Origin of the sequence: Microbacterium sp. NPDC055910 (assembly GCF_042271185.1) — a bacterium.
Taxonomy (GTDB): domain Bacteria; phylum Actinomycetota; class Actinomycetes; order Actinomycetales; family Microbacteriaceae; genus Microbacterium.
Window position 1 is genome coordinate 74,541 of the sequence record NZ_JBHJZS010000005.1, and the last position, 20,908, is coordinate 95,448.

Annotated in this window: 23 protein-coding genes and 1 tRNA gene; 6 read left to right on the top strand and 18 right to left on the bottom strand. The window is 69.6% G+C overall.

What is annotated here, in order from left to right; all coding sequences use genetic code 11:
* Positions 1-168: 168 nt before the first annotated feature.
* The 5 genes from ACFC3F_RS04060 to dnaK are packed head-to-tail and all read right to left on the bottom strand — an operon-like array spanning position 169 to position 4,829.
* Positions 169-894, bottom strand: a complete 726-nt coding sequence (locus ACFC3F_RS04060) for a potassium channel family protein (protein WP_376126962.1) — start codon at positions 892-894, stop codon at positions 169-171.
* 5 nt (positions 895-899) lie between these two features.
* On the bottom strand, positions 900-1,358 hold the full coding sequence (locus tag ACFC3F_RS04065; protein ID WP_376126963.1) for a heat shock protein transcriptional repressor HspR: 459 nt from the start codon (positions 1,356-1,358) through the stop codon (positions 900-902).
* A gap of 1 nt (position 1,359) precedes the next feature.
* Positions 1,360-2,352, bottom strand: a complete 993-nt coding sequence (locus ACFC3F_RS04070) for a DnaJ C-terminal domain-containing protein (RefSeq protein WP_376126965.1) — start codon at positions 2,350-2,352, stop codon at positions 1,360-1,362.
* A gap of 6 nt (positions 2,353-2,358) precedes the next feature.
* A complete protein-coding gene (locus ACFC3F_RS04075; protein ID WP_376126967.1) occupies positions 2,359-2,967 on the bottom strand; it encodes a nucleotide exchange factor GrpE in 609 nt (202 codons plus the stop codon).
* A 5-nt stretch (positions 2,968-2,972) separates the two neighbouring features.
* Positions 2,973-4,829: a molecular chaperone DnaK gene (dnaK, locus tag ACFC3F_RS04080; RefSeq protein WP_376126969.1), complete on the bottom strand. Its 1,857-nt coding sequence runs from the start codon at positions 4,827-4,829 to the stop codon at positions 2,973-2,975.
* 265 nt (positions 4,830-5,094) lie between these two features.
* Here dnaK and ACFC3F_RS04085 point away from each other — a divergent pair, with 265 nt between their 5' ends.
* Positions 5,095-6,492 carry an MFS transporter gene (locus ACFC3F_RS04085; protein WP_376126971.1) on the top strand — a complete coding sequence of 466 codons (1,398 nt, stop codon included), beginning with the start codon at positions 5,095-5,097 and terminating at the stop codon, positions 6,490-6,492.
* 14 nt (positions 6,493-6,506) lie between these two features.
* On the opposite strand, the gene ACFC3F_RS04090 is transcribed toward ACFC3F_RS04085, so the two are convergent.
* The gene (locus ACFC3F_RS04090; protein ID WP_376126973.1) at positions 6,507-6,848 is read right to left on the bottom strand and encodes a MarR family winged helix-turn-helix transcriptional regulator; all 342 of its coding nucleotides are present in this window, start codon (positions 6,846-6,848) and stop codon (positions 6,507-6,509) included.
* Positions 6,849-6,928: 80 nt separating this feature from the next.
* Here ACFC3F_RS04090 and ACFC3F_RS04095 point away from each other — a divergent pair, with 80 nt between their 5' ends.
* Positions 6,929-7,093: a hypothetical protein gene (locus ACFC3F_RS04095; protein WP_376126975.1), complete on the top strand. Its 165-nt coding sequence runs from the start codon at positions 6,929-6,931 to the stop codon at positions 7,091-7,093.
* 59 nt (positions 7,094-7,152) lie between these two features.
* Here ACFC3F_RS04095 and ACFC3F_RS04100 read toward each other — a convergent pair whose 3' ends face one another.
* Positions 7,153-8,757 (bottom strand): BCCT family transporter, encoded by a 1,605-nt coding sequence (locus ACFC3F_RS04100; RefSeq protein WP_376127060.1) that lies wholly within the window; start codon positions 8,755-8,757, stop codon positions 7,153-7,155.
* A gap of 123 nt (positions 8,758-8,880) precedes the next feature.
* Positions 8,881-9,486 carry a dCTP deaminase gene (gene dcd, locus ACFC3F_RS04105; RefSeq protein WP_376126977.1) on the bottom strand — a complete coding sequence of 202 codons (606 nt, stop codon included), beginning with the start codon at positions 9,484-9,486 and terminating at the stop codon, positions 8,881-8,883.
* 74 nt (positions 9,487-9,560) lie between these two features.
* Between dcd and ACFC3F_RS04110 the strand changes: the two genes are divergently transcribed.
* Positions 9,561-9,631, top strand: a tRNA-Gly gene (locus tag ACFC3F_RS04110).
* Positions 9,632-9,862: 231 nt separating this feature from the next.
* Here ACFC3F_RS04110 and ACFC3F_RS04115 read toward each other — a convergent pair.
* The 3 genes from ACFC3F_RS04115 to ACFC3F_RS04125 form a co-directional block, all read right to left on the bottom strand.
* On the bottom strand, positions 9,863-10,831 hold the full coding sequence (locus ACFC3F_RS04115; protein ID WP_376126979.1) for a hypothetical protein: 969 nt from the start codon (positions 10,829-10,831) through the stop codon (positions 9,863-9,865).
* Entirely contained in the window at positions 10,828-11,151 is a 324-nt protein-coding gene (locus ACFC3F_RS04120) for a hypothetical protein (protein ID WP_376126981.1), read from the bottom strand. Before ACFC3F_RS04120 ends, ACFC3F_RS04115 begins: the two co-directional genes overlap by 4 nt.
* Positions 11,152-11,312: 161 nt before the next feature.
* Positions 11,313-12,590 (bottom strand): serine hydrolase domain-containing protein, encoded by a 1,278-nt coding sequence (locus ACFC3F_RS04125; protein ID WP_376126983.1) that lies wholly within the window; start codon positions 12,588-12,590, stop codon positions 11,313-11,315.
* A 72-nt stretch (positions 12,591-12,662) separates the two neighbouring features.
* Here ACFC3F_RS04125 and ACFC3F_RS04130 point away from each other — a divergent pair, with 72 nt between their 5' ends.
* A complete protein-coding gene (locus ACFC3F_RS04130) occupies positions 12,663-12,974 on the top strand; it encodes a DUF2470 domain-containing protein (RefSeq protein ID WP_376126985.1) in 312 nt (103 codons plus the stop codon).
* A gap of 67 nt (positions 12,975-13,041) precedes the next feature.
* Complete coding sequence (locus ACFC3F_RS04135) at positions 13,042-13,695, top strand: heme oxygenase (biliverdin-producing) (RefSeq protein ID WP_376126987.1); 654 nt, start codon at positions 13,042-13,044, stop codon at positions 13,693-13,695.
* Between the two features lie 90 nt (positions 13,696-13,785).
* On the opposite strand, the gene ACFC3F_RS04140 is transcribed toward ACFC3F_RS04135, so the two are convergent.
* A complete protein-coding gene (locus ACFC3F_RS04140) occupies positions 13,786-15,189 on the bottom strand; it encodes an ATP-dependent RecD-like DNA helicase (RefSeq protein ID WP_376126989.1) in 1,404 nt (467 codons plus the stop codon).
* 98 nt (positions 15,190-15,287) lie between these two features.
* Between ACFC3F_RS04140 and ACFC3F_RS04145 the strand changes: the two genes are divergently transcribed.
* Entirely contained in the window at positions 15,288-16,358 is a 1,071-nt protein-coding gene (locus ACFC3F_RS04145; RefSeq protein WP_376126991.1) for a hypothetical protein, read from the top strand.
* On the opposite strand, the gene ACFC3F_RS04150 is transcribed toward ACFC3F_RS04145, so the two are convergent.
* From ACFC3F_RS04150 to rpmB, 6 genes are all read right to left on the bottom strand, one after another.
* Positions 16,330-18,315: a cytochrome c oxidase assembly protein gene (locus ACFC3F_RS04150; RefSeq protein ID WP_376127061.1), complete on the bottom strand. Its 1,986-nt coding sequence runs from the start codon at positions 18,313-18,315 to the stop codon at positions 16,330-16,332. The two genes, ACFC3F_RS04145 and ACFC3F_RS04150, sit on opposite strands and share 29 nt — an antisense overlap.
* Before the next feature lie 188 nt (positions 18,316-18,503).
* Positions 18,504-18,791: an HU family DNA-binding protein gene (locus tag ACFC3F_RS04155; protein WP_376126992.1), complete on the bottom strand. Its 288-nt coding sequence runs from the start codon at positions 18,789-18,791 to the stop codon at positions 18,504-18,506.
* 97 nt (positions 18,792-18,888) lie between these two features.
* Complete coding sequence (locus tag ACFC3F_RS04160) at positions 18,889-20,028, bottom strand: alpha/beta hydrolase (RefSeq protein WP_376126994.1); 1,140 nt, start codon at positions 20,026-20,028, stop codon at positions 18,889-18,891.
* Positions 20,029-20,107: 79 nt separating this feature from the next.
* Positions 20,108-20,413 carry a 30S ribosomal protein S14 gene (gene rpsN / locus ACFC3F_RS04165; RefSeq protein WP_376126996.1) on the bottom strand — a complete coding sequence of 102 codons (306 nt, stop codon included), beginning with the start codon at positions 20,411-20,413 and terminating at the stop codon, positions 20,108-20,110.
* A 4-nt stretch (positions 20,414-20,417) separates the two neighbouring features.
* Positions 20,418-20,588 (bottom strand): 50S ribosomal protein L33, encoded by a 171-nt coding sequence (gene rpmG / locus ACFC3F_RS04170; RefSeq protein WP_165140426.1) that lies wholly within the window; start codon positions 20,586-20,588, stop codon positions 20,418-20,420.
* The gene (gene rpmB, locus ACFC3F_RS04175; protein WP_376126997.1) at positions 20,588-20,824 is read right to left on the bottom strand and encodes a 50S ribosomal protein L28; all 237 of its coding nucleotides are present in this window, start codon (positions 20,822-20,824) and stop codon (positions 20,588-20,590) included. Before rpmB ends, rpmG begins: the two co-directional genes overlap by 1 nt.
* Between the last annotated feature and the right edge of the window lie 84 nt (positions 20,825-20,908).

Sequence of the window (20,908 nt, forward strand, 5' to 3'; positions counted from 1 at the left end):
AGCGGAACGATGCGACGGGGCGAGCGGATGCCGCAGGCGAGCCCCCGATAGCGCACTACAGGCTACGACCTGCCACCGACACGGATGAAGTCCCATCCGTACGCCCTGAGCGAATCCGTGCGTTTTCCGGCTCCGACCACGGCGCCGTGATCGGTCATGCGGCATCCGTCACGCGGTGCTGCCACCGTCGCTGCGATGAGCATCACGGTGATGCAGATGCGGATGCGGCAGGTGGCTGTCGTGCGTGGTCTTCGCGCGCGTCGCCCGTTCGACGACCGCCGACGAGATCGTCGCGACGATCAGCCCGACGAGCACGACGCCGCCGCCCATGAGCACGACCGCCGCGATCCGGCCGGGAACGGTCACGGGCGCATAGTCGCCGTATCCCACCGTGGTGATGGTGCAGAACGCCCACCAGACCGCGTCGCCGAAGGTCGTGATCGATGCGCCCGGCGCATGCCGCTCGACCTGCAGCACGACGAGCGAGATGTACCAGACGAGCAGCAGCGCCGACCCGCCGCCGTAGATGAGCAGGCGAGCGCGCAGCGTCGCACCGGCGGAGTGGCGGAAGGCCGCGAGCCGCGTGAAGGTGTCGAGCAGGCGGACGGGACGCAGCGGCGGCATGATCGCCATGGCCAGCGATGCGAGGTGCGCACGCAACCACGCCCCGCGCGGGCGCGACAGCATGAGCCGCGCGAGGAAGTCGACGATGAAGACGAACCACGTCACGCCGATGATCGTCGTCGTGACCAGCGCCGCCGTGCCGCGGACGTCCCCGATGACGTGGATCGTGAACGTCACGAGGAAGACGAGGGCCGACACCGTGAGCGGCCAGTACATCGCGTCCGACCAGCGGTGCGTCGCGGCGGTCTCCCCGGGGAGATAGTCGCTCATGCGGGTCAGTCTTCGGCGTCGTCTGCGGAAGCGGGGCCGGGGTGCCGCGGCCGCCAGACGACGATGTCGGTCGCGCGCCGGGCGCGTGTGCCTCGGCGCAGCGACACGACGGCGCCGGTCGTCCCGGCCGCGAAGACGCGTGCACCGGGCCGGGACTCGGCTGCCGCGCGCACGCGATCCTCGAGGTCGCGCACGCGCGTGTGGAGCTCGCGCACGCGACTCTCGAGATCGAGGATCCGCATGATCGCGGGGAGTCCGATGCCCTCTGCCGACATGCGAGCCACTTCGCGCAGCTGCTCGACGTGTCGCAGCGAGTACCGCCGCGAACCACCCTGCGTGCGCGCGGCGACGACGAGGCCGAGCCGGTCGTACTGCCGGAGCGTCTGCGGGTGCATGCCCGACAGCTCGGCGGCCACCGCGATCGCGAAGATCGGTGCCTCGGCGTCGATCTCATCGTGACTCATGTCAACCGCGCGCCTTCGCCATCATGTCCGCGCGCGGGTTCTCCTTCGGTTCGAGCGACTGGAACCGCTCGAGCGCCTCGCGGGCGGCATCGTCGAGGTGCGCCGGCACGGCGACCTGGACTTCGGCGAGCAGGTCGCCCTTGCCCTTCGAGGTCTCGACGCCGCGACCTTTCACCCGCAGCACGCGACCCGAGGGCGTTCCCGGGGCGACGCGCAGCTTGACGGGATCGCCGCCGAGCGTCGGCACCTCGATCGTCGCGCCGAGAGCCGCCTCGGTGAACGTCACCGGCACCTTGACGCGCAGATTGAGTCCGTCGCGCTCGAAGACGGGGTGCGCTCGCACGGCGACCTGCACGACGATGTCGCCGCTCTCGCCGCCGTCGGGCGAGGGGCGTCCGCGTCCGCGGAGCCGGATCTTCTGCCCGTCGGAGACCCCCGCGGGGATCCTCACCTTGAACGGCTTGCCGTCTTCGCCCTGCAGCGAGATGGTCTCGCCCTTCGTCGCGGTGAGGAAGTCGATCGTCGTGCGGGCCGTGACATCGGCCCCCTTCGAAGGGCCGCCGTAGCCGCGGTACCCGCCCGTCGACTGCCCGAAACGTCCCGAGCCGAAACCAGCGCCCTGCTGCCCGAACATCGAGAAGATGTCATCGAAGTCGGCCGCGGAGGCGTACCTGCCACCGCCGCGACCCTGTCCGAACTGCGAGAACACGTCTTCGAACCCGCCGGCGCCCTGGCCGCCCGCCGTGAAGCGGGCGCCCGAGCCCATGGCGCGGATCTGGTCGTACTCTTCGCGCTGGGCCGTGTCGGACAGCACCGCATACGCTTCGCTGACCTCTTTGAACTTCGCTTCGGCCGCGGCATCCCCCTGATTGGAATCGGGGTGATACTTGCGCGCGAGCTTGCGGTACGTCTTCTTCAGGTCGGCGTCGGAGACGTCTTTGGAAACCCCGAGGACCTGATAGAAGTCCTTGTCGAACCAGTCCTGACTGGCCATCTGAACTCAGGTCCCTGAGCTCGTCGAGGGGTCCGCCGGGACGGCGACCACGACCTTCGCAGGACGCAGCTCGACATCGCCCAGGCGGTAGCCCACCTCGGCGACATCGACGATCGTCGGCGCGGTCTGACCCGGCGTCGGAACCTGGAAGATCGCCTCGTGCTGCTGCGGGTCGAAGACGTCGCCGGCCGCACCGTAGGCGGTCACGCCGAGCTTGGCCACCGCGCCGCGCACCTTCTCGGTGATCACGGTGAAGGCCGAGCCCTCTTCGAGATCGCCGTGCTTCTCGGCCCGGTCGAGATCGTCGAGCACGGGCAGCAGGCTCTTGGCCGCCTCACCCCTGGCCCGCTCGATCTCGAGCTGACGCTGATCCTCGGTACGACGGCGGTAGTTGGCGTACTCCGCCGTCAGCCGCTTCAGGTCGGCGAGGTAGCCCGCCGCCTCGGGCGGGAGGTCCACCGCGTCGTCGCCCGTGAGCGCATCGTCGGTCTGGTCCGCGCCGAGGATGTCATCGACCGTCAGGTCGTCCTGGTGCGACGCGGGGTCGGAGACGTGTGCCTCCGACCCCCCGCCGTCCGGACGGACCTCGTCGTTGTCGAAGTCCTTATCCGTCATGTCCCCTACTTCTTGTCTTCTTCGTCGTCGACCACTTCGGCGTCGATGACATCCTCTTCGGCACCGCTCGTCTCCTCAGCCGCCTCTTCGGCGGCGCCGTCGGCCGCAGCGGCCTGGTCCTGCGAGTAGATCGCCTCACCGAGCTTCGTCTGGCTCTGGCTGAGCTTGTCGAACGCTTCCTTGACCTTGTCGTCGTCGTCGCCCGCGATGGCGGACTTCAGCTCGTTGACGTCGGCCTGGACCGATTCCTTCACGTCGGCGGGGATCTTGTCCTCGTTCTCCGAGATGAGCTTCTCGATCTGGTAGGCGAGGGTCTCGGCCTGGTTGCGGGTCTCGGCGCCCTCGCGGCGCTTCTTGTCCTCGGCGGCGTGCTCCTCGGCCTCGCGCACCATGCGCTCGATGTCGTCCTTGGGCAGCGACGAGCCGCCCGTGATCGTCATCGACTGCTCCTTGCCGGTGCCCTTGTCCTTGGCCGACACGTGCACGATGCCGTTCGCGTCGATGTCGAAGGTGACCTCGACCTGCGGCACGCCGCGCGGAGCCGGCGCGATGCCGGTCAGCTCGAACGTGCCCAGCGGCTTGTTGTCGCGGGTGAACTCGCGCTCGCCCTGGAAGACCTGGATCGCGACCGATGGCTGGTTGTCGTCGGCGGTCGTGAAGGTCTCGCTGCGCTTGGTCGGGATGGCCGTGTTGCGCTCGATGAGCTTGGTCATGATGCCGCCCTTGGTCTCGATGCCGAGGCTCAGGGGTGTCACGTCGATGAGCAGGACGTCCTTGCGCTCACCCTTGAGGACACCGGCCTGGAGCGCGGCGCCCACGGCGACGACCTCATCGGGGTTGACGCCCTTGTTGGCGTCCTTACCCGTCTCCTTCTTGACCAGCTCCGCGACGGCGGGCATACGCGTCGATCCGCCCACGAGGACGATGTGATCGATCTCGGAGACCTTGATGCCGGCTTCGCGGATGACGTCCTCGAAGGGCTTCTTGGTGCGGTCGAGCAGGTCCTTCGTGAGGTCCTCGAACTTGGCGCGCGTGATCGTCTCGCTCAGCGACACCGGGCCGCTGTCGGTGAGCGACAGGTACGGCAGGTTGATGCTCGTGGACGTCGAGCTCGACAGCTCCTTCTTCGCCTGCTCCGCCGCTTCCTTCAGACGCTGCAGCGCGATCTTGTCGCCCGAGACGTCGACGCCCGTCGTGTCCTTGAACTGCTTGATGAGGTAGTCGACGAGGCGCTGGTCCCAGTCGTCGCCGCCGAGGCGGTTGTCGCCCGAGGTCGAGCGGACCTGGATCGTCGAGAAGTCGTCGTCCTTGCCCACTTCGAGCAGCGAGACGTCGAACGTTCCGCCACCGAGGTCGAAGACGAGGATGAGCTCGTCCTCCTTGCCGCGGTCGAGCCCGTAGGCCAGCGCGGCGGCGGTCGGCTCGTTGATGATGCGCAGCACGTTGAGGCCCGCGATCTCGCCGGCTTCCTTCGTCGCCTGACGCTCGGCGTCGTTGAAGTACGCCGGCACCGTGATGACGGCATCCGTCACCGTGTCGCCGAGGTACTCCTCGGCGTCGCGCTTGAGCTTCTGGAGGATGCGCGCAGAGATCTCCTGCGGCGTCCACTTCTTGCCGTCGACATCGAAGCCCCAGTCGGTGCCCATGTGGCGCTTGACCGAGGCGACCGTGCGGTCGACGTTGGTGACGGCCTGGCGCTTCGCGGTCTCGCCGACGAGCACCTCGCCGTCCTTGGTGTAGGCGACGACGGAGGGCGTCGTGCGGAAGCCCTCGGCGTTCGCGATGACCTTCGGCTCGCCGCCCTCGAGGACGCTGACGACGGAGTTCGTCGTGCCGAGGTCGATTCCCACAGCTCGTGCCATGTGCGTTTCTCCTTCTGTCTGGGTGGCAGCAGCCACCCGAGGTCATTGGTCGGTGAAGTTGGTGGTCGGCCCATCCGAGCGAGGTTGAGCCTAACTGACTCAACCCTACTGCCGCCCCACCGTGACTGTCAACTCAAACTTGACACCCCTCGACTCAACCCCGCTAGACCGCGAGACTGCAACGACAGGTCGAGACTGCGGGTATTACCCTCGGTCTCGCCGTGCGGATGCAGTCTCGCGGGTAGAGGGCGGTAGCGTGACGGGCATGTCGCTTCCGGATCAGCCCGCTCCCGAATCCGAGGTCGCCGCGGCGACGATCGGCGCGGCCGACGCCACGCGCAAGCGCGGCGTGCTGGCCTGGGCGCTGTGGGACTGGGGCTCGGCCGCCTTCAACGCCGTCGTCACGACCTTCGTCTTCTCGACCTACCTCGCCTCGACCCTCTTCGTCGAGCAGTCCGTCCTCGACGCGGCGGGCGGCGACGCCAAGGATCCCGCGCTCGTGCGCGCCCTCGCCGACAACGCCTCGCTCGTGGGGATCGCGCTCATGATCGCCGGCATCCTGATCGCGGCGCTCGCCCCGGTCATGGGCCAGCGCTCCGACGGCACGGGCCGGCGCAAACTGTGGCTCGGAGTCAACACGATGCTCGTCGTCGCCGCGATGGCCGCGATGTTCTTCGTCGAGGGGTCGCCGGCGTTCCTCGTGCTCGGGGCGACGCTCCTCGCGATCGGCAACGTCTTCTTCGAGTTCGCCGGCGTCAACTACAACGCCATGCTCGTGCAGGTGTCGACGAAGCAGAACATGGGCCGCGTCTCGGGCTTCGGCTGGGGCATGGGCTATGTCGGCGGCATCGCGCTGCTCGTGCTTCTGCTCGTGCTCTTCATCGGCCTCGTCGACAGCCCCGGCCCCCTCGGCATCACGACCGAGAACGGCATGAACATCCGCCTGGCGATCGTCGCGTCGGCGGTGTGGTTCGGGGTCTTCGCGATCCCCGTGCTGCTGCGGGTGCCCGAGGTCCCCGTTCGCGAGCGCCAGGTGCGCGTCGGCTTCTTCCGCTCCTACGCCGTGCTGTGGGGGACGATCACCAAGCTCTGGCACGGCAACCGCCAGGTGCTGATGTTCCTGCTCGCGAGCGCCGTCTTCCGCGACGGCCTGGCCGGCGTCTTCACCTTCGGCGCGATCATCGCGGCCCAGGTCTTCGGCTTCTCGTCGTCGCAGGTGCTCTACTTCGCCGTCGCCGCCAACGTCGTCGCCGGCATCTTCACGATCCTGGCCGGCCGCTTCGACGACCGCTTCGGCCCGAAGGTCGTCATCATGGTCTCGCTCGTCGGACTCGTCGTCGCCGGCAGCGTCGTGCTCTTCATCGGCACGGCGCAGATCGGCTTCTGGATCGCCGGGCTCGTGCTGTGCGCCTTCGTCGGGCCGATCCAGTCCGCGAGCCGCTCGTTCCTCGCCCGCATCACCCCCGTCGGCCGCGAGGGCGAGATCTTCGGCCTCTATGCGACGACGGGGCGCGCCGTATCCTTCCTCGCCCCCGGCCTGTTCGCGCTCTTCGTCGGCATCTCCGGCGACACGCGTCTGGGCATCCTCGGCATCGTGCTCGTGCTGCTGGCGGGCCTGCTGCTCATGCTGCCGGTCAGGGCGAAGCAGGCCGTCATCGAGTAGCGAACGCCGCCGCGTCAGCGCGGCCAGGCCGCCGCGAGCTTGGACAGCAGCGCCGCGAGCTGTGCACGCTCGTCGGGCGTGAAGTCGGCGAGGGCGGTCTCGGCGGCGTCCACGCGCGCACTGCTCGCCTGTGCGATGAGGGAGCGCCCCGCATCCGTCAGCACGATGTCGGTGCGCCGCGCATCGTCGGGATTCGCCTCGCGACGCACATGGCCCTCGGCCACGGCGGCCTGCACGAGCCGGCTTGCGCGCGGCTGGTCGACGCCGATGCGCTCGGCGAGCTCGCTCACCGACAGGGGCTCGCCCGTCGCCGCGAGCGCTTCGAGCAGCCGGAAGCGGGCCGCGAACCGCCCCATCGGTCCGTGCCCGCGGCCGGCGTGATGGCCGCCGCGGTGCCCGGCATGTTCCGGATGCTGCGCCTCGAGCCGAACGGACCTTGCCCGAACCCGGGTCCGGGCGGGCGCCCCGGACGCGCGCCGCGCAGCTGCGCGAGGGCGGCGGCGATCTGCTCGGCCTCGCCGGGTTCCTGCGAAGTCACCACGCCTACGAGCGCGGCTTCGACGCCGGGTTCGTGCGCGGCCGCGAGGCGCCGGCGACGTAGCCGCGGCATCCGCTGTCGTTTCCTGGCCGTGCGTCGCCGGGAGACGGCAGCGCGGGCCGTCAGTCCGCCCCGCCTCGCCCGCGCGGCCGCAGCCACGCCGGCAGTCGCACGCCGCTTTCGTTGGGCTCTTCGACCTCGAGGCCGTAGTGCGCGCCGATCTGCTCGACGAACAGGCGCCGCCGCGTGCGCTCGTAGAACCGTCTCTCCCGTTGGAAGGCGACGATCGTCGCCCAGCAGATCAGCAGCATGACGACGCTGAACGGCAGCGCGATGAGGATCGCCGCCGTCTGCAGGGCGAGGAGCCCGCCCGCGATGAGCAGCGCGAGCGCGAGCACGGCCGTGGCGAGCGTGAAGAACGTGCGCACGGGGCGCGAGGGCTCGGGATTGCCGCCGGTCGCGATCATGCCCATGACGAGTGCACCGGAATCCGCCGAGGTCACGAAGAAGATCGCGATCAGGATGATGGCGCCGATCGTGAGCAGCGGAGTACCCGGCAGGAACGTGAACAGTTCGAACAGCGCCGCCTCGACGTCGACCGCACCGTCGGTCGTGAGCGAGCCCGGGTTGTCCATCTCGACCTTGATCGCCGATCCGCCGAGGACCGCGAACCACAGGATGCCGACGAGGGTCGGCACGAGCAGGACGCCCAGGACGAACTGACGCACCGTGCGGCCGCGGCTGACCCGCGCGATGAAGACGCCGACGAACGGCGCCCACGAGATCCACCACCCCCAGTAGAACGCCGTCCACGTCGCCTGCCACTCCTGACCCGCGGCCCCTTGGAAGGCGCTCACCGAGAAGCTGAGCCCGACGAAGTTCTGGATGTACGCCCCGATCGACTGCACCCATTCGCGCAGAAGGTACGTCGTCTCGCCGGCGAAGAGCACGAACAGCAGCACGAGCCCGGCCAGCACGAGGTTGAAGGACGACAGCCATTTCATGCCGCGCGCGACGCCCGACAGCACCGAGAACAGCACCGCCGCCGTGATGACCGTGATGATCGCGATCTGCACGATGAGGTCGGGCTCGTCGATGAGGCCCGCGGCATTGAGGCCCGCGCCGATCTGCAGCACACCGAGGCCGAGCGATGTCGCGACGCCGAACAGCGTGCCGACGAGGGCGACCGTGTCGATGAGGTGGCCCCACCCGCCCTTGACCTTGGCGCCGAGGATCGGCTCGAGCGCGTAGCGGATCGACAGGGGGCGTCCGCGGCGGTGGATCGCGTACGCGAGGGCGAGTCCGACGACGACGTAGATGGCCCACGCCTGCACACCCCAGTGCAGGTAGGTCTGCGTCAGCGCCGACTGTGCGAGCTGCGCGGGGGTTCCCTCGACCCCCGGCTTCGGATCGACGAAGTGGCTGAGCGGCTCGCTCACGCCGTAGAAGACGAGGCCGATGCCCATGCCGGCCGCGAACAGCAGCGAGAACCACGCGAGCATAGAGAACTCGGGTTCGTCATCGTCACGTCCGAGTTTGATGTCGCCGAACCGGCTGAAGCCGAGGAAGAGCGCGAAGGCGACGAAGAACGCCGTGATCAGCACGTAGTACCAGCTGAACGTGTTCACGACGGTGGTCTGGATCGCGCCGAAGGCCGACTCGGCGGCATCCGGAAAGATGATCGCGAACGCGCTGAAGACGACCACGATGACGGCGGCGGGCCAGATGACCCACGGCGCCGGGCGGAACCGGCGCGCCGTCTCTTCGGTCGGACCGGATAGGGGCGCGGGCTGGCTCGTCACGCGACCCACGCTATCGATGCGGGCCGCGCCTGCCCAGAGTGTGACCGATCAGGCGCCGCGGGATCCGGCGTCGGTCGTGGCGACGTCCGAGCGGTGGAAGTTGAAGAACGATCGGGATGCCGTGGGGCCGCGCTGCCCCTGGTAGCGGTTGCTGTACGGCCCCGTGCCGTAGGGGTTCTCGGTCGGCGACGACAGGCGGAAGAAGCACAGCTGCCCGATCTTCATGCCGGGCCACAGCTTGATCGGCAGCGTCGCGACGTTGGACAGCTCGAGGGTGACGTGCCCCGAGAATCCGGGGTCGATGAACCCCGCCGTGGAGTGCGTCAGCAGGCCGAGCCGCCCGAGCGAGGACTTGCCCTCGAGCCGCGCTGCGACGTCGTCGGGCAGGGACACCTGCTCGAACGTCGACCCGAGCACGAATTCCCCCGGGTGCAGGATGAACGCCTCGTCGGGTGTCGTCTCGATGAGATGCGTCAGTTCGGGCTGGTCTTCCGCCGGGTCGATGAACGGGTACTTGTGGTTGTCGAACAGCCGGAAGTACCGGTCCAGGCGCACGTCGACACTCGACGGCTGGACCATTCCGGGCTCGTACGGATCCAGGCCGATACGGCCGGATTCAAGCTCGAGCTTGATGTCACGGTCGGAGAGCAGCACGCGACCAGCCTAGAGGCTCCGGATGCCGCACCTCGCGCTGCTTTGTTATGCTGGCCGGGCACCTCCGGGTGCAGGGGGATGTAGTTCAATGGCAGAACTTCAGCTTCCCAAGCTGATAGCGCGGGTTCGATTCCCGTCATCCCCTCAAGGTCCTGATGTGCCGCCATAGGCGGTGCAGCAGGACCTTTGTGCGCATGCCGTCGGAACCGAAGCCGCTTGCGGGTGGGCCCCTGCCGCCGAGGCTCCGCGCAGCGCGTAGCGATGCGTGGAGAGCGGTAGGGACGATTCCCGTCATCCCCTCAAAAGGTTCGAGATGGCACCACGGGTGCCGACTCGGGCCTTCGGTGAATGCTCCCACGCCCGCCCGACGCGCGCTTCACCCCGGGACGACGCCGCCCCAGATCGATCCCGCCCACTGCAGCTGCGCACCCGAGCACGAGACGTTGCCGCTGCCGTAGCCGCGCTGGGCGGCCATGCAGTTGGCGAGCAGCTCGATGTTGCCGCCGAACAGCGACGCGTACCCCGACGATGCGACGAGCGGGCCCCAGACGTTGAACTGGTAGGTGTGGGCGAGCTCGTGCGCCATCGCCCAGTGCAGGCGACCGTCCGACCACGAGGCGAGGCCCGGCGTGAAGCGGATGACCCCGGGCGACGCGCAGGCAGCCGCGGCACCGCCGCCGCATGCGCCGGCGAACTCCTCGAGCCGCACGTGACCGCCGCCGACGTTGTTGAGCGCAGCGCGCACGCGCGCGTAGCCGCCCGCGACCGGCGCGGCACCGCCTCCGCCGCCGCCGCCCGCCGAGGCGCCACCGGAATACCCGCCCCCGCCCCCGCCGGATCCCCCGGAGTAGCCGCGCGATGCCGCCGCCGCCCGCTCGGCCGCGATGCGGGCCTGTTCGCGGTCGTACTCCTCGACGGCCTTCGTGACATCGCCGGCGTACTCGTCGACGTCGGCGCGGGCGCGGGCGACGACGGCGACGTCGGTGCGTTCGGCGAGCACTTTCTGCTGCAGTTTCAGGATGCCGGCACGCTCGGCCGCCGTCTCGAGCTTGCCGTCGGCGGCCGACAGGGCGGCATCCGCCTTCTCGAGCGAAGCGACGAAGCCCTCGCGCGCGTCGATGAGCACGTCATAGGTCGACGACGTCGCACGCAGACCGCCCGCACGCTCGGCGAGCACGACGGCTTCGCCGCGTACGAGGGCGCTCTCGGCCTGCAGCGCCTCGAACTCGGCGGCGACCGTGTCCCGCTCGTGCCGCACGGCCGATCCATCGGCGATCTGCGCGCCCATGACGACGACGGCGCACGCCGTCAGCACCACGAGCGAGCGACGGGTTGCGGGGCTCACTTGAGGAACCCCGACGTCGAGGCGAGCGTCCTTCCCTGCTCGGCGAGGCGCACGCGCAGGTCTGCTTCGCGCACTCGCGCGAGCGCGTTCGCGTTGCGTGCCGCAGCGAGGGAGTCCTGCACCAGGATGCTCTCGGCAATGAGGACGTCGCGTTGGCGGGCGAGATCCTGCTCGGCCACCTCGACGAACAGCACGCCGGCCGCCGTGGCGGCGACGATGAGGGCCGCGGCGAGCCAGCGTGGACGCACGAGGAGCGGTACGCGACGCAGCGCGACGGCGGACGGTGGACTCCAAGCCGGTGACGGGATGGACTGGGCCATTGGCGTGGCCTGCCTTCGACGAACCCAGTGGCGGCGCACAGCGGGTGCTCCGCTCCCGCGGCGTTGGGGACCGCCCCGGAACCGGTGGCCGGCGAGCCGACCACGCCCCCCTGTGCATGGGTACAGCCCAGCCTAGAGCCCGACGCGTTCGGGCGCGAGTGTCACTCCGCGGGCGGGGCGCAGACGGCCTTCGCGGTGAGCTGTTCGCGATACTGCTCGGGTGTCCACGGCAGTCCTGCTTCGGGGGCGGTTTCCCCGGATGCCGCGGGCGCTTTCGATGCGATCGCGGCGAGCTCCCACGCGAGCTCCTGGGCAGGTGCCGCGCCACGCACCGAGTTGTTCAGCGCGACGACGACCGTGAGACCCGTTTCGGGATCGGCGAACGCCGCCGTGGCGTACCCGGGCATCGAGCCGTAGTTGCCGACGAGCGATCCGGCGATCACCGCGCCGCCGGCCGTCGTGAGCCACGAGGGCGCCGAGTCGCTGAGCGGCTTGGCGTCGGCGAAGCGGCTCTCGGCGAGCTGCTCGGACAGCAGCGCGCCCGTCGCGAGGGCCTGCACGTACTGACGCATGTCATCGACCGTCGACACGGCACCCGCGTCGGTGAACCCGATGCTCGCGGAAATCGCCGAGACGTCGACAGGCTCGGCGCACATCCACGCGCCGGCTTCGTCCTTCTCGAGGGTGAGACCCGTCATGCCGCCCGCGACCGGAGCAGCAGCACCCGCCGGCAGGCGGGTCGCCGTGAGATCGAGCGGTTCGGCGACGTGCTCCTGCAGCAGGGCACGGGCGGAGCCGCCCATCACCCGCTCCATCGCGAGCCCGAGCAGAACGTAGTTGGCGTCGGAGCTGACGAACTTCTCGCCCGGTTCCGTCGACCGCGGCTGACCCAGGCCGTAGCTGGCCAGCTCACGCGCGTTCCACACGCGTTGCGGGTTCTTCGTCCACACGGGTCGCAGCTTGCCCGCGTACGAGCCGATGCCCGACGTGCCGTCGCACAGCTGCTCGAGGGTCACGTCCTTCAGGTCGGCGACGCCCGAGACGTACTGAGAGACGGATGCGTCCAGTTCGACGAGCCCGTCATCGACGGCGGAATACAGCAGATCGCACGTCATGGGCCGCGTCAGCTGCCCGATGCGGAAGGGCATGTCGGTCGTGACGGCCGCACCCCCGGGGGTCTGGGTGCCGACTCCGCTGACCCATGAGCCGCTCCACGGCGCCCACACGCCGACGACGGCGCCGGTCGCGCCGATCGTGCCCATCGCGTGAGTGACGGCATCGCTGAGCAGCTGCTGCGTCTGGTCGGCGAAGGCCCCTTCGACCTGCGTGGGCAGCTCGACGGTCGGTTCGGGCGCGGAGCAGCCGCTGAACGCGACGGCGAGCACGAGCGCGGCCGCGACCGCACCCGCGGCGCGCCGCGGTTTCCTGACTGCCCGCATGGCCACCCCCGACAAGAGATTCAAACACACCCAGGTCACGAGGATGTCACGCCGATCCGTAGGCTGTGACGCATGACGCACACCTTCGACGATTCCGTGCGCACTGCGGTGCTCCACCACATGAACGACGACCACAGCGACGACAACCTGCTCATCGCCCGCGCGTTCGGACCGGCAGGTGACCCCGCCTCGGCGACCATGACGGGCCTCGACGGCGACGGAGGCGAGTGGATCGCCCGGCTCGCCGACGGCACCGAGGTCTCCTTCCGCGTGCCGTGGCCCGGCGGCGCCATCAGCGAGCGCCCCGAAGTGCGGCGCGAGATCGTCGCACTGTACGACGCCGCGTGCGAGCGCCTGGGCATCGAACCGCGTCCGCACGCGTGACCGCGGGAGTATCATCCCGAGCCCTCCGAGTAGGTTAGGCACGCCTCACCGGCCTAGACTGGGGAGCATGAGCGACGTCATCCCCTTCTCGAAAACACTCTGGGAACGCTCCACGAGCGCACACTCGGGAAGCGAGCACTCCGGCTTCATGGCCGACCTGCTCAAGGGCGACGGCACCCGCGAGGACTACACGGCCCTCGTCGCGCAGCACTGGTTCATCTACGAGGCCCTCGAGCGCACCGCAGCGCAGATGCGCAACGACCCCGTGGCATCCGTCTTCATCAGCGACAAGCTGACGCGCCTGCCCGCCCTCGAAGCCGACCTCGAATTCCTCGTCGGCAGCGACTGGCGCGACCAGATCGAACCGCTTCCCGCCACGAAGCGCTACGTCGACCGCATCAACGAGGTCGGTGCGACGTGGGCGGGCGGTTTCGTCGCGCACCACTACACGCGCTACCTCGGCGACCTGTCGGGCGGCCAGTTCATCGGACGCCTCATGGCCCGGCGCTTCGGCTTCGGGACGAACGGCATCGGCTTCTACGTCTTCGACGACATCGCCGACCCCGCCGCCTTCAAGGACGTCTACCGCGAGCAGATGGACCAGGCGCCCTGGGATGCCGCCGAGCAGGAGCGCGTCATCGACGAGGTGCTGCTCGCATACCGCTTCAACACCGAGCTGTTCGAAGACCTCGGCGCCGCCAAGTCGACCGCCGTCGCCTGACCCCCCCCTTCGACAGGCTCAGGGACCGCGACAGGCTCAGGGACCGCGACAGGCTCAGGGACCGCGACAGGCTCAGGGACAGCGACAGGCTCAGGGACCGGTGGGGAGCGTCGGCGTCGATGCCTGGCGCCGGGCGCCGGCGATGAAGCGCCGCACATCCGGGTCGACCCGGATGTCGCTCGGGCGCAGCGGCCGCGTGAGATAGAGGCCCTCGAGCGACGTCAGCCGTGAGAGCGCGACGTAGGTCTGGCCGGGGGCGAACGCCCCGGATCCGAGGTCGACGATCGCGCGGTCGTAGGTCTTTCCCTGCGACTTGTGGATCGTCACCGCCCACGCCAGGCGCAGCGGGAACTGCGTGAACTCGGCGACGATCTCGCGCGTGAGCGCCTTCGATCCGGGGTCGTACGCGTAGCGGTACTTCTCCCACACCGCCGGCTCGACCTCGACCTCGTCGCCGTCGACGTCGACGCGCACCGTGCCGCCCGCGATCCGGGTGACCCGCCCGATCGTGCCGTTGACCCACCGCGGCGGATCGGGGAAGGCGCCGCGGTCGTTGCGCAGGAACATGACCTGCGCGCCCACCTTGAGCTTCAGCTCGGGGTCGGCGGGGTATCCGGCCTCGCCCCGGCCGAAGTCGCCGCTCACGTCGGCCTGTGCCGTCTGCTCGCGGCCGCGCAGTTCGGCGAGGTGCCGGCGGTTGATGTTGTTGACGATGTCGTTGCGGGTGGCGAGCGTGATGATGGGGGGCTCGTCGTCCGAGGGATCCGGCGGTCTGCGGGCCCCCGTGTCGTTGAGCGCCTGCGCGATGTCGGCTGTCACGACGCCGTGCCGGACGGCGTTGAGCATCGCCTTGAACCCGTCATCGGACTGCCGGTGGATGTCGACCAGCTCGCGGATGTGCAGCTCGGCGCCGTGCCTGCCGAGATCGATGAGCCCGTCGAATCCCTCACCGGTTGCTGAGCCTGTCGAAGCACCCGCCCACACGTGCGCGTCGAAGAACCAGAACGACCGGTAGTGATCGCGCACATAGCGCAGCTCGTCGCCGCGCGGCGGCACGGGAGCCAGCTGGTACGGGTCGCCGAACATGACGATCTGCACCCCGCCGAACGGCTCGTGCCGGCGCCCCCGCGCGAGGCGCAGCGACCGGTCGATCGCGTCCATGAGGTCGGCGTTGACCATCGAGATCTCGTCGATGACGAGCGTCTCGATGGCGTTGAGGATCTTGCGCGTGGCATCCGTCTGCTTCTCGTCGCTCGACCCGATCAGGCCGATCGGCAGCCGGAAGAGCGAGTGGATCGTCTGCCCTTCGACGTTGAGCGCGGCGACGCCCGTCGGCGCACAGACCGCGATCTGCTTCGACGTGCTCCATGCCAGGTGCTGCAGGAGCGTCGATTTGCCCGTCCCGGCGCGGCCCGTCACGAACACGTGCTCGTTCGTGTCTTCGATCAGACGGAACAGCGCCTCTTGTTCGGCAGACAGGGGCGGCGTGGTCACCGATTCATGGTAGCCATCGGATGCCGCACCCCGGCCCGGCAGCCGCTCATCTGTGCACAGATTCCGCGGGGGAAAGCACTCTTCCTAGACTGGGTGTCGTGAACGAAGCGGCCGGCAGCACACGAGCGCGGCGATCCCGCAACCGCCTCGCGGTCGACCTCACGCTGCTCGGTCTGGTCGGGGTGCTCCTCGTCGCGGCGGTCGCGGCGGGCGTCGCGACGCTGTACCGCGAGTTCTACTCGCCGACGGCGTTCGTGGAGCGCTACCTCTCCCTCCTCGCCGACGGCCACGCCGCCGAGGCGCTGGCTCTTCCGGGCGTCGCCGTCGACACCCCCGACCTCGAAGGCGCCGGTCTTCCGCCCACCGCGTCGGACGCCCTGCTGCGCCGTGACGCCCTGGCCTCGCTCAGCGATGTCGAGGTCGTGTCCGAGACCGAGCAGGACGGCGTCTCGCGCGTCGCGGTGACCTACCGCGCGGGCGGCGTCGACGGACGCACGACCTTCTCGATCGAGCGCGACGGCACGATCGGCGTCGCCCCGACGTGGCGGTTCGCCGAGAGCCCGCTGGCCGTGATGGACCTCGTCGTGCGCGGGTCGATGTCGTTCGACGTCAACGGCTTCGAGATCGACAAGCGGCAGGTCTCGCCCGACGGTCTCGACGCCGACCCCCTCGCGCCGGTGTCGCTGCTGGTCTTCTCTCCCGCGTTCTACTCGGTGTCGGTCGACACCGCGATCTCGTCGACCGCCGGCGTGGGAGTGCTCTCGGACAGCCCGTTCTCGGCCGTCGCGGTCGACGTGCAGGCCGAGCCCACCGAGGAGTTCGTGGCGGTCGTGCAGCAGCGCGTCGAGGAGTTCCTGACGTCGTGCGCGACGCAGCAGGTGCTGCAGCCGACGGCATGCCCCTTCGGGTTCTATGTGCAGGAGCGCATCGCGTCGGAGCCGGTGTGGTCGATCGTCGCGCAGCCCGTCATCACGCTCGTGCCCGACGGCGCGGCGTGGGTGATCCCCGACACCGAGGCGATCGCGCACATCGATGTCGACATCCGCTCGCTCTTCGACGGATCGGTCAGGTCCGTGAGCGAAGACGTGCCGTTCGTGCTGACGGCGCTCATCACGGTGCTGCCCGACGGCACCGCGACGATCACCGTCGGCGGGCCTGGTCTTCCCTGACGCTGCGGCGGGCGTCGCGCTCGGCCAGCTGCGCCAGCTGCGCGTTGTAGGCCTCGAGCTCGGCGTCATTCGTGCGGTCGGCGTGCCGGTCGCTGCGCTTCTGCACCCGGGCGTCGGAGCGCGACCACTGGATCGCGACCGTGACGGCGAGGATGAGCGTCGGGATCTCGCCGACCGACCACGCGACGCCACCGCCGATGTACTGGTCCTCGAGCGGTGTCGCACCCCATTCGCGGCCCATCGACCCGTACCATTCCGCGACCATGAGCCCGGACTGCATCATGATCGAGATGCCGAAGAACGCGTGCATCGCCATGACGCCGACGAGCAGCAGCAGGCGGCCGGGGTACGGCAGACGCCACGGCACGGGGTCGATGCCGATCAGCGTCAGCACGAAGAGGTAGCCCGAGATGAGGAAGTGCGCGACCATCCACTCGTGGCCGAGGTGGTCGTACAGCGCCCAGCGGAAGAGGTCGGTGTAGTAGAACACCCACAGCGACACGACGAAGATGCCCGCGGCGACGAAGGGGTTCGTCAGAACGCGGGACACCGGCGTCTGCACGGCCCACAGGATCCACTCGCGGCCGCCTCGCGTGCCGTCCTCGCGCTTGCGGATCGCCCGCGCCGCGAGCGTCACGGGGGCGCCCACGACCAGCAGCAGGGGAATCGCCATCCCGAGCAGCATGTGCCCGATCATGTGCACGCTGAACAGGTAGTCCTGGTAGACGTTGATGGGTCCCGCCGTCACCCAGAACAGCAGCAGCAGTCCGAGCGTCCAGGACACGGATCGCAGGAGCGGCCAGCGGTCGCCGCGCACGTGCAGGCGTCGCACGCCCGCCCAGTAGAAGAAGAGGCCGAACGCGACGGCGAAGACCCAGATGAGGTCGGGGTTCCACGACGTCAGCCAGCGCTCGGGGGTCAGTTCCGGGGGCAGCGGAGCGAGTGTCAGGATCTGCGCCGGCGTCGGCACGGCGGGGATGACGGGCTCGACGGGCGGAGGCGTGCGTGCCAGTGCCGCGGCGGCGCCGCTGGCGATGCCCATGAGGGCGAGCTCGAAGGCGATGAGCCCCCAGAAGCGCCGTGACGCGCCGTCTTCGCGCAGCCGTGCGATCAGCCGCTGCCGGTACCAGGCACCGAGCGCGCCGATCGCGATGAGGGCGACGATCTTGACGATGAGGATGACGCCGTAGGCCGAGGCGAGCATCGACCATTCGCCGAGCCCGATCATGGCCCGCACCGTGCCGCTCGCGGCGACGACGATGAAAGCCGCGAGCGCGATGCTCGAGTAGCGGCCGAGCACCGTGGCGACACCGTCGCGATCGAGGAGCGGCCGCACGAACACCATGAGCATCAGTCCGCCGAGCCACACGGCGGCGCCGATGATGTGGATGATGATCGCCGTCATCGCCTCGTGGTGGAACGCCGCCTCGCCGGAGTGTCCCTGCGTGCCCATCGGCACGAGCGTGGCGATCGACAGTGCCGCGACGAGCAGCGTCGCCGTCCACGACCGGACGGCGAAGGTCAGCACCGTCAGCAGCGCTCCCGCGACCGTCGTGATGAGCCACGTGCGGCCCACTTCGGTCTCGGTGAAGAAGCGCCCCAGCTGGGCCCCGAATTCGGGGCTCGCGCTGATCGCCGGGTTGAACGCGTCGACGAACGTGAAGAAGCCCGTCGCGCCCGCGGCCACGGTGAAGACGGCGGCAGAGACGGATGCCGCATCCAGCGCCGTGTCGAAGGGGCGCTCGCCCGCCTTGAGCGCGAACAGCGCCGTGACGAGGACCCCGACGACGCCCGCGGCGGAGAGGTTGACGAGCAGCTTCGAGATCGGAAGCCCCCAGCGCACGATCGGACCGGGGTCGGCGATCGCGAGCGGCTCCGCGCCGCCACCGAAGGCGAGCGCCCAGGCGAGGGTGACGAACGCGGCCACGACGAGGATCGCCGGGCCGACGGAGCGCAGGCTGCGCGGACGCGCTCGCCGCGCGGCTCCGGGCGGCGCAGCAGCGACGTGGGAAGAAGGCGCGGGGGTCACGATCCCAGCCTAGGCGCGCAGAAGGGGGATGGCGAGCGTTCGGCATCCCCCTTCGAGAGACAGAGGTCTCGATCCGCCTCGACGCTGCCCGCGGCAGCGTCGACCCGGGATCGCGGTTACTTGACGGCGGCCTTCAGCTTCGAGCCGGCCGTGACCTTGACGCGCTGGCCCGCGGGGATCTTGATCTCTTCACCGGTCTGCGGGTTGCGGCCCGTACGTGCCGACGTCTCGACGCGCTCGAACGAGATCCAGCCCGGGATCGAGACCTTGCTGCCCTTGGCGACGGCCTCGGAGACGGTCGAGAAGAGTGAGTCGAGCATGCCCGACACGGCGGACTGGCTCTGGCCGGTCGCGCTGGCGATGCTCGCGACGAGTTCGGTCTTGGTGATGGACTTGTCAGCCATTTGGGTTGTCCTCCAAGGCGGCTTGAGCACCGCCCCTATTGCTGGGACCGGTTGGCGAGCGCCTTCCGGCTGGTCGGATCGACCGCCTTGACTATAGTCACGAATCCGCGGAATCACGCGGATTTCTGCCGCTTTTCGACGTTCGTGACGGCGTGTCGGGGTCTTCTGTGGCTGTTGGGGCCGCTGTGGCGACCGTTTCGGGGGTTCCGGCGTGCAGACGGCGCAGCGCCGCGACGACGTCGTCGTGCCAGCGACGGGCGGCCGGGAGGGCACCGGTGAAGAGGGGAGTGTCGTGAGTCACGCCGAGATACTGCGCCACGCTCGCGTCGACGCCGGCCGCGCGCAGCGCCGCGCCATAGGCCGCCCCGTCGCCGCGCAGCGGGTCGTATTCGGCGGTCAGGATGACGGCGGGCGGCAGCCCCGCGTGCGACGGTGCGCGCAGCGGTGAGGCGTACGGTTCGCGCGCGTTCCCGGCCTCGCCCAGGTAGGTCCGGGCGACCGAGCGCAGTTCGCGCAGCGCGATGATGCTCGGGATGCCGAGCGCCCGGGTCGCGCGCAGGTCGAGGTGCCTTCCGGTGAGGTCGGTGACGGGGACTTCGAGCAGCTGCAGTCGCAGCGGCATCGCGGCGCGGTCACGGTTGACGAGCGTGAGCGCCGCGGCGAGGTTCGCTCCGGCCGACGTGCCCGCGACGGCGATCCGGTCACGGTCGATGCCGAGGTCGTCGGCCTGCGCGAAGAGCCACTCGAGCGCACGATAGGCCTGCTCGACCTGCACGGGGTAGCGCTGCTCGGGGGCGAGCGCGTAGTCGACGGCGACGATGACGACGCCCGCATCCTGCGCACGGCGGCGGAACGCGGCATCCGTCGTGGGATAGTCGATGCCGCCGATGCGGAACGCCCCGCCGAAGAAGGCGAGCACCGCCGGCAGGGGGTTCTCGGCGAGGGTCGGCCGGTATACGCGCACACGGAACGACGGCTCTGCCGCGACCTCGTGCTCGCTCGTCGGCAGATCGGGTCCGGGGGTGCCGACCGTGCGCAGCTCGGTGCGGTCCCACGCGAGTGCGGCCCGGCGATGACGCGCGCGCGGGCTCAGCGGCGCTTTCGGACTCGGGGGTGCCGATGGGCGTGAGAACGGCCAGAGCGCCGCCAGCCGCGAGCGCGCCGAACCGACCGCCTGACCGAGCAGGTACCGGCGGTGCACTCGAAGTCGCTCGGCGAAGAAGGGATCCAGCGGCACGCGTCCATTCGACCACGACGCGCCCCGGGAAAGGCGAAAGGCCCGGAGCGGACTCCGGGCCTTTCTGCTGCGGTGGTGCTTACCAGCTCGACTTGGTCACGCCGGGCAGCTCGCCACGGTGCGCCATGTCGCGGAAGCGGACACGCGAGATGCCGAACTTCGTCAGCATGCCGCGCGGGCGGCCGTCGATGACGTCGCGCGAGCGCAGACGCACGGGCGACGCGTCGCGGGGCAGCTTCTGCAGACCCAGGCGGGCGGCTTCGCGCTCTTCGTCGGTCGAGGTCGGCGAAACGAGCGCCTTCTTCAGTTCGGCGCGCTTCGCGGCGTAGCGGTCGACGACCGCCTGGCGCTGCTGGTTGCGCGCGATCTTGCTCTTCTTGGCCATGCGATCAGCGCTCCTCTCGGAAGTCGACGTGCTTGCGCACGACAGGGTCGTACTTCTTCAGCACGATGCGGTCGGGGTTGTTGCGGCGGTTCTTGCGCGTCACGTAGGTGTACCCCGTGCCGGCGGTCGAACGCAGCTTGATGATCGGACGGACGTCCTGAGACTTCTTGGCCATCAGAGCTTCACACCCTTCGCGATCAGGTCCTTCACAACCGACTCGATACCGCGCGCATCGATCACCTTCATGCCCTTAGCGGACACGTTGAGGGTGATCTTGCGGCCGAGCGAAGCCACGAAGTAGGTCTTCCTCTGCACGTTCGGGTCGAAGCGGCGCTTCGTCCGGCGGTGCGAGTGCGAGATGTTGTGACCGAAGCCGGGAACTGCTCCAGTCACCTGGCACACTGCTGCCATAGTGATGTCTCCTTAGTACCGTGACACCGGACGGTGTCACCCAAGATCCCTTGTCTGCATCCTCGTGAGGATACGTACTGCGTA

What these genes read in the sequence shown, in the direction of transcription:
- rpsN (WP_376126996.1), bottom strand. Translation starts at nt 20,413, where the DNA reads ATGGCCAAGAAGAGCAAGATCGCGCGCAACCAGCAGCGCCAGGCGGTC.
- ACFC3F_RS04070 (WP_376126965.1), bottom strand. Translation starts at nt 2,352, where the DNA reads ATGGCCAGTCAGGACTGGTTCGACAAGGACTTCTATCAGGTCCTCGGG.
- ACFC3F_RS04065 (WP_376126963.1), bottom strand. Translation starts at nt 1,358, where the DNA reads ATGAGTCACGATGAGATCGACGCCGAGGCACCGATCTTCGCGATCGCG.
- ACFC3F_RS04090 (WP_376126973.1), bottom strand. Translation starts at nt 6,848, where the DNA reads ATGGGGCGGTTCGCGGCCCGCTTCCGGCTGCTCGAAGCGCTCGCGGCG.
- rpmG (WP_165140426.1), bottom strand. Translation starts at nt 20,588, where the DNA reads ATGGCCAAGAAGTCTCAGGACGTCCGTCCGATCATCAAGCTGCGTTCG.
- ACFC3F_RS04075 (WP_376126967.1), bottom strand. Translation starts at nt 2,967, where the DNA reads ATGACGGATAAGGACTTCGACAACGACGAGGTCCGTCCGGACGGCGGG.
- ACFC3F_RS04125 (WP_376126983.1), bottom strand. Translation starts at nt 12,590, where the DNA reads ATGCGGGCAGTCAGGAAACCGCGGCGCGCCGCGGGTGCGGTCGCGGCC.
- ACFC3F_RS04135 (WP_376126987.1), top strand. Translation starts at nt 13,042, where the DNA reads ATGAGCGACGTCATCCCCTTCTCGAAAACACTCTGGGAACGCTCCACG.
- ACFC3F_RS04060 (WP_376126962.1), bottom strand. Translation starts at nt 894, where the DNA reads ATGAGCGACTATCTCCCCGGGGAGACCGCCGCGACGCACCGCTGGTCG.
- rpmB (WP_376126997.1), bottom strand. Translation starts at nt 20,824, where the DNA reads ATGGCAGCAGTGTGCCAGGTGACTGGAGCAGTTCCCGGCTTCGGTCAC.
- dnaK (WP_376126969.1), bottom strand. Translation starts at nt 4,829, where the DNA reads ATGGCACGAGCTGTGGGAATCGACCTCGGCACGACGAACTCCGTCGTC.
- ACFC3F_RS04120 (WP_376126981.1), bottom strand. Translation starts at nt 11,151, where the DNA reads ATGGCCCAGTCCATCCCGTCACCGGCTTGGAGTCCACCGTCCGCCGTC.
- ACFC3F_RS04085 (WP_376126971.1), top strand. Translation starts at nt 5,095, where the DNA reads ATGTCGCTTCCGGATCAGCCCGCTCCCGAATCCGAGGTCGCCGCGGCG.
- ACFC3F_RS04130 (WP_376126985.1), top strand. Translation starts at nt 12,663, where the DNA reads ATGACGCACACCTTCGACGATTCCGTGCGCACTGCGGTGCTCCACCAC.
- ACFC3F_RS04155 (WP_376126992.1), bottom strand. Translation starts at nt 18,791, where the DNA reads ATGGCTGACAAGTCCATCACCAAGACCGAACTCGTCGCGAGCATCGCC.